This window comes from Novosphingobium naphthalenivorans NBRC 102051 (assembly GCF_001590985.1).
Taxonomy (GTDB): domain Bacteria; phylum Pseudomonadota; class Alphaproteobacteria; order Sphingomonadales; family Sphingomonadaceae; genus Novosphingobium; species Novosphingobium naphthalenivorans.
Genome location: NZ_BCTX01000134.1, coordinates 1 through 7083, shown reverse-complemented (window position 1 = coordinate 7083; position 7083 = coordinate 1). Strand labels below are relative to the sequence as shown.

Below are 7083 nucleotides of genomic sequence, written 5' to 3'. Positions count from 1 at the left end.
CCGCGGGGATGACGGGGATAATGATACGAACTTCTGTTTCAGGTGACTAGCTGTTCACAGTCGAGGCCGAGCGCAAGACGGGCTCGGCCTGTGCCGAGAGCATGACATCGACATTGTTGAGCACTTGCGCCAGCGAACCGCTGAGCACGCCGCCATTCTGGGCGTGCCATTCGGCAATATCCGCATCGATCGCGATACCGGCGAAGGCGGGCGTCGCCGGCACTTGCCGGATCACGCTGGCATCGAGCGTTTCCTCCGAAACCGGCAGATGCTCCAGCACGCCTTCCTCCGGCACGCCGGCAAAGTGCGCGCCGACCACGCTGACGTGATAGACCGGGCGGCCGTCCTTCATCTCGATGCGCTGGATCTTCACCAGCGAACCGGCATCCTGCGCGCGGGTGGCATATTGCCAGACCTGCCCCTCGGCATAGTCCTGCGGCCGCGCCTCGGCGGCGGCGGGAAGAATGGCGAGCAGCAGGGGCGAGAGGGCAAGGAGTCGCTTAATCATTTGGCAACCATGATCGGCAGCGGCGGCGCGGTCAATCAGGCGCGCGGGCCGATCGCACTTCCGTTCTCGAAACGAGACATGCGTGCGGCCAATCGTGAAGAGCCCCGGCCGCCTGGGACCTAAACGAGGAACACGACGTAGCCCTTGAAATGGCGATCCTGTTCCAGTCCCTCCGGCGCGGACCACTGGCCGCCTTCGACAAGGGCAATGCGATAGGCCATGCCCAGCCGCCGCAGCGAGCGCAGGTAGCTTTCGTAGCCGGGGATCGTGCGCCGCCCCTGATAAGTCTGCACCACGATCTCGTCGACCGCCCCGGCGAGCGCGGCCAGCCCTTGCGGATCGCCGCCCGCGCTCCAGTCCATCAGCCCGGTGATCGAAAGTCGCCATTTACGCGGCAGGCGCGCGCGCAGATCGTGCAGGAAGCGGGCATAGCCTGACAGCCCATGGGTCGCCGCATCGAAATCGATCTGCAGCCCGGCCAGCCGGTTGCCCGCCGCCTCCCATTGCGCCAGCCGCTGCAGGATCGCGGCCGTGACGCCCTCCTCCCAGTCGAGCCGCTCGACACGCACCACGAACCACACTTCGGGGCCTGCCACATGCGGCAAGGCGCGCAGCGGCACGAAGCGGCCGCGATCGGCGCGGCGCACTTCGCCGGCCAGCAGATAGACCGTGCGCGCACGCCCCAGCCACTCCGGCGCCCGCACGCCTGCCCAAAGGAAGAACGCATCGTAATCGCGCGGATCGACGACGCTCTCACCCCGGCGGCATCCGGCCAGCACCAGCACGCCGCCCGCGGCGCCCGCCAGAAGCGCGCGGCGGCTTATATCCGATGACTCTCGTCCCTTTCCTTCGTCATTGCGAGGAGGCGAAGCCGGCGCGGCCATCCAGTGCCGGCGCGAACCGCCCTGGATGGCTTCACCCTGCGGGTTCGCAATGACGAAAGAACGGGCCATGAGTTCCGATCAGCGTGTCATGGTATTACCAGTAATACTTGAGAGCGATGGCCCATTGGCTCTTCGGATATTCGCGCTTGAGCCGCTGGAACCATGCCTTGCGCTGCGCCAGCGGCACGCCTTCGCCGCCGCAGGAATTGCCGCCGCTCGGCGCATAGCACCGGACCGAGCGGTAAAGCGCATAAGCGGTATCCTCCGCCGAAGCGCCTCGCGCGGCCAGCACGCCCGCATAGAGACCGGCGCGCGTCACCGGCGTGCCGGGGAACAGGTCCGGCGTGCCGCCCAACTGGTCCGCGGCAGGCCCGCCGCCGCCAACTAGGTAATCATCGAAGCCGTTGAGCCGGTAGAATTCGGCCAGGCACAGTCGCGCCTTCACATCCGCCGGGTTGACCGCCAGCGTCGCTGCCGTGCGCGCCAGCGCGGCGCAGGCATAGCCCGCCTGCCAGCGCCCCTTGGTGAACAGGGCAAGCGGCACCTTGTGATCGCTGTCGTCGTTCCAGCCGCCGATCCAGCCATCGCTCCCGGCACTGGCCGGAACCAGGGCCAGATCCTTGCCGAAGTCCTGATAGCGGCCGCGCGACAGTTCCTTGTAGAGCAGCATGAACAGCGCGGTCTCGCGCTCCAGAGCGGACCGGCCTGCGCCCGCCTGCTGGCGCAGCAAGGCAGGCGGCGCGACCCGTTCGAGCAGCCGGGCGCGGATATCCGGCTCCGTCACCGGACTGCCTGCGGCGAAGACCTTGGCCAGGGCGCCGTGCCGTTCCCAGTTCATCGCCAGGGCCAGCTCGACGGCCGGATGCTGGTAGAGATCGTGCGCACCGCCCGAAAGCTCCTGCCAGAAACCCGCGGCATTGCGGTCGCCCAGCGCCTCCAGCGCAAGGCCGCGCAGCATCTGGCGGCTGAAGGCCAGCGGCGTGTAGGCGGCGCGGCGCGCATCGTCAGGGATCAGGGTGAGGACCCGGCGGTAATCCTTCGCCGCGTAGAAGGCCTGGCTGGCCTGCAGGAAAGTGTAGAGGCCGGGCTCCTTCGCGAAGACAGGCGCCTGCGCCGCCAGCTCTTCCGCCGTGAGCGGCCTGGGGCGGTATTCGGCCAGATCCGGATCGCCCTGCCGCAGCCGCAACAAGTCCCAGGTGGCCAGCAGCAGCGGAGCATCGGCCATGTCCGTGAGGCCGGCGCCGAAGAACAGCTTGTTGTCCACTTCCTCCATCAGCCCCGGCGTGGCCGCATCCGGTTGCGGCTGCTTCGCCAGCAATCCCGAATAGGCCCGCGCGAGCGGCAGGCTCTCGCCCATCAACCAGGCAGCGCGGCGTTCCAGCCCCTGCGCCGATGCCGCGTAGCGCCCGCCGGGATAGGCCGAGAGATAATCCGCCAGCGCCGCCTGTCCGCGCTGCGCCGCGGTCTTGTCGGCCTTGGCATTGTCGTAGAAGCCCCACTCGTCGAATGCCCCGGTCTGCGCGGCGGCCAGTTCGGTGCGGGCGGTCATGTAGCGGGCAGTTTCGGCAAGCCACGGGTCCCCGGCCTTGGCCAGAGCGGCGAACCGGGCGCGGGCCGTCGCGAAATCCTCAGCATAGAAAGCGCGGGCGCCTTGCAGGTAGGCCAGGAAGGCAAGGCCGGTCCCGCTCTTCACGTCCGCGGGCCATTCGGCTGCGCCCTTGTCGCCATCGCAGGCCGCCTTGACCAGATCGCGCGCATCGGAAAGCGTCTCGCGTTCGCCGGATTTCAGCCCCTTGCTGGCGGCCAGCGCCGCACGGAACGCCTCGCCGCCGCTGTCCAGCGTCTGGCAGCGCGAGCCGGAATAGGCGGCGCTCTCCTCGTCAACCTGCGTATCGGGCCGGGGCCAGAAGGCCGATTGCATCGTGTCCCAGCTCAGGAAGACGTGGCCGTAGCCGCTGTTTTCCCAGTCGCTTCCGGGATAGGCAAGCTGCCCCGGTGCCGACAGCCCCGCCCGCTCGCGCAGCAGCCAGGCGAGATTGATCCGCGTATCGTTGCGCGGACCGATCACGGCAGTGCCCGCGCATTCGTAATCGGGCAGGCCCAGCCGCCAGCTCGGATAGCAGCCGAAGTCTCCGCTGGCGCCGGCCAATTGCGGCCACGCGGCCAGCACCAGACCTGCCGCCCCTGTCAGTGTCCCCGTCAGTGCCCTTGCCAGGACCTCTCGCTTCATCGCCCACCTCGTTGCTGCCCGGCTGTTGTTCCGTTGCGCGGGATAAATTGCAAGGGTGTGGCGGGTGGCGGTGCCCCCTCCCTGAACAAGCTCGCCGAACAACTGCGCACGCAAAGGAAAAGGGGCCGCGCCGTAGCGCAGCCCCTTCGCTGTCTCGCACAAGGCGAGGGTCAGTCTTCCTTGAGGCCGCTGACCGGCCTCGCCGGTCAGTCTTCCTTGAGGAAGGCCGGCATGTGGTTCGGATCGCCGCCTTCGCTGCGCTCACGGCGCGGACCGCGATCACGGCCACCGCCACGGGGACCACGGCGATCGCCGCCACGGCCGCCTTCGCGCCCGCCTTCACGATCACCTCTGGGTTCGCGCGGAGCCTTGGGCGGACGGGTGTCTTCCAGCTCTTCGCCGGTTTCCTGGTCAACCACGCGCATCGACAGGCGGACCTTGCCGCGATTGTCGATCTCGAGGACCTTGACCTTCACTTCCTGGCCTTCCTTGACGACATCGGTCGGCTTCTCGACGCGCTCGTTCTTCATTTCGGAGACGTGGACGAGGCCGTCCTTGCCACCCATGAAGTTCACGAAAGCGCCGAAGTCGACGATGTTGACGACCTTGCCGTTGTAGATCTTGCCGACCTCGGGCTCTTCGACGATGCCCTGGATCCAGGCCTTGGCAGCCTCGATCTGGTTGATGTCGGACGAGGAGATCTTGATCACGCCTTCATCGTCGATGTCGACCTTGGCGCCGGTCTCGGCAACGATCTCGCGGATCACCTTGCCGCCGGTGCCGATGACGTCGCGGATCTTCGACTTGTCGATCTGGATCGTCTCGATGCGCGGCGCGTGAGCCGAAAGCTCGGTACGGGCCGAACCCAGAGCCTTGGTCATTTCACCCAGGATGTGAGCGCGGCCGCCCTTGGCCTGCTCAAGAGCCTTGGCCATGATTTCCTTGGTGATGCCGGCGATCTTGATGTCCATCTGGAGCGAGGTGATGCCCGCTTCGGTGCCGGCCACCTTGAAGTCCATGTCGCCGAGGTGATCCTCGTCGCCCAGAATGTCCGAGAGGACGGCGAACTCGTCGCCTTCGAGGATCAGGCCCATGGCGATGCCCGAGACCGGACGCGCGATCGGAACGCCCGCGTCCATCATCGAGAGGCAGCCGCCGCAGACGGTCGCCATCGACGAGGAACCGTTCGATTCCGTCACGTCCGACAGGACGCGGATAGTGTAAGGGAAGTCTTCCTTGGCGGGCAGCACCGGGTGCAGCGCGCGCCATGCCAGCTTGCCGTGGCCGACTTCGCGGCGGCCCGGCGCGCCGAAGCGGCCCACTTCACCGACCGAGTAGGGCGGGAAGTTGTAGTGCAGCATGAACGACGAGTACGACAGGCCGTCGAGACCGTCGATCATCTGCTCGGCGTCCTTGGTGCCCAGCGTGGTGGTGCAGATGGTCTGCGTTTCACCGCGGGTGAACAGCGCCGAACCATGGGTGCGCGGCAGGAAGCCGACCATCGCTTCGATCGGGCGGACCTGCGTGAGCGTGCGGCCGTCGATGCGCTGGCCGTCCTTGAGGATGGCGGTGCGCACGATTTCCGCTTCGAGCTTCTTCATGGTCTTGATGGCGACCATCTGGGTCTGCGGCTCGGCGTCGGCGAAAGCTTCCTTGGCCTTGGCGCGCGCTTCGTTGAGCGCGTTCGAGCGGGCGGACTTGTCGGTCAGCTTGTAGGCAGCGGCAACGTCCTTGCCGACGGCCTTCTTGAGCTTCGCCTTGATGTCGGCCGTATTGTCCGACAGGTCGATTTCCCAAGGTTCCTTGGCGGCCTTTTCGGCAAGCTGGATGATGAGGTCGACGACCTTGCGCGACTCGTCATGCGCGAACATGACAGCGCCGAGCATCTCTTCCTCGGTCAGCTCCTTGGCTTCCGATTCCACCATCATCACGGCATCGCCGGTGGCGGCGACAACGAGGTCGAGGCGGCCGTCGGCCAGCGCAGCTTCCTGCTTCGGGTTCAGGGTGTATTCGCCATCGACGAAGCCGACGCGGCAAGCGCCGATCGGGCCCATGAAGGGCACGCCCGAAATGGTGAGCGCAGCCGAAGCGGCGATCATCGCGACGATATCGGGCTCGGTCTCGCCGTCATAGCTCATGACCTGGGCGATGACGTTGATCTCGTTGTAGAAGCCTTCCGGGAACAGCGGGCGCACCGGACGGTCGATCAGGCGGCTGGTCAGCGTTTCCTTTTCGGTCGCGCCGCGTTCACGCTTGAAGAAGCCGCCGGGGATACGGCCGGCAGCCGAGAACTTTTCCTGGTAGTGGACAGTCAGCGGGAAGAAGTCCTGGCCTTCCTTCACCGACTTGGCGGCCGTGACAGCGCACAGCACTACAGTTTCGCCATACGTGGCGAGGACCGCGCCGTCAGCCTGACGGGCAACGCGGCCGGTTTCCAGAGTGAGGGTCTTTCCGCCCCACTCCATCGATACGGTTTTGACGTCGAACATAGAGAGTTTCCTCAGACCCGCCGGCCCTATTGCGCAGCGGGGTTTACTGCCGGGGATACCGTCCCGGTCCGGTGCGAGGCCTGTTGCGGCCCCTAGGCCCCTCGCCGGATTGCGAGGATACCTGAATAGGTTGGCCCGGATACAAGAAGCGGCCCGCTAGGGGCCGCCTCCAGGTCAGTCTTACTTACGCAGACCGAGCTTTTGGATCAGGGCGTTGTACCGCGCGACATCCTTCTTCTTGAGGTAGTCGAGCAGCGAGCGGCGCTTGTTGACCATGGCCAGCAGACCGCGACGCGAATGGTTGTCCTTGTGGTGCTTCTTGAAGTGTTCGGTCAGCGTGACAATCCGGCTGGTGAGGATAGCGACCTGCACTTCCGGCGAACCCGTGTCGCCAGCGGCGCGGGCGTTGTCAGCGATGATTTCCTGCTTCTTTTCTGCGGTAACCGACATTCATTCTACTCCGCGACATCGGAAAGGTTGAACCCCCTGACGACGCGGGCTTCTCCGCCCGAAAGCTCCATCAGCGCGACTGGAACTTTTCCTTCGCGCGCCCAATGCAGCCCGTCTTCCTGGGGCAGCCCGGTCAGAACGCGGCCCTGTCGGACCGCCCTTGCCTGCTCCGGACTGAGGTCGATGGCCGGGATGTCGTCCAGCCCCGCCTCCAGCGGCAAGATTACGTGTTCAAGAGGCGCGCCCTTACCCGTTTCGTTCAATTTGTCCAGCGAAATCGCATGGGACAGGTCGAACGGCCCGGCCTTGACGCGGCGGAGCATGGTGACAGTCCCGCATGTCCCCAGCGCATGAGCGATGTCCCGCGCAAGAGAGCGGATGTAGGTGCCCTTGGAGACATGGGCACGGAAGGTGATGTCCTCCAGTTCCTCCCCGAGCTCGCTCGGGGAGGGGGACCGCGACGCCGCAGGCGTCGTGGTGGAGGGGAAATCCGCGCCATCCCCCTCCACCACGCTTCGCGCG

5 protein-coding genes and 1 pseudogene are annotated in these 7083 nt (G+C 66.3%); all 6 read right to left on the bottom strand.

Translation table 11 applies throughout. The annotated features are described in order from the left end of the window. Positions 1-46 precede the first annotated feature (46 nt). Positions 47-508 carry a hypothetical protein gene (locus NN5_RS23525; protein ID WP_067738963.1) on the bottom strand — a complete coding sequence of 154 codons (462 nt, stop codon included), beginning with the start codon at positions 506-508 and terminating at the stop codon, positions 47-49. 119 nt (positions 509-627) lie between these two features. Next, on the bottom strand, positions 628-1461 hold the full coding sequence (locus NN5_RS23520) for a DUF3142 domain-containing protein (protein WP_245656679.1): 834 nt from the start codon (positions 1459-1461) through the stop codon (positions 628-630). A 25-nt stretch (positions 1462-1486) separates the two neighbouring features. After that, positions 1487-3622, bottom strand: a complete 2136-nt coding sequence (locus NN5_RS23515; protein ID WP_157081305.1) for a PA5441 family protein — start codon at positions 3620-3622, stop codon at positions 1487-1489. A 206-nt stretch (positions 3623-3828) separates the two neighbouring features. After that, a complete protein-coding gene (gene pnp / locus NN5_RS23510; RefSeq protein WP_067738958.1) occupies positions 3829-6111 on the bottom strand; it encodes a polyribonucleotide nucleotidyltransferase in 2283 nt (760 codons plus the stop codon). Between the two features lie 180 nt (positions 6112-6291). Further along, a complete protein-coding gene (gene rpsO, locus NN5_RS23505) occupies positions 6292-6561 on the bottom strand; it encodes a 30S ribosomal protein S15 (RefSeq protein ID WP_067738955.1) in 270 nt (89 codons plus the stop codon). A gap of 5 nt (positions 6562-6566) precedes the next feature. Continuing rightward, positions 6567-7083: pseudogene (locus NN5_RS23500) on the bottom strand (tRNA pseudouridine(55) synthase TruB); the annotation flags it as partial.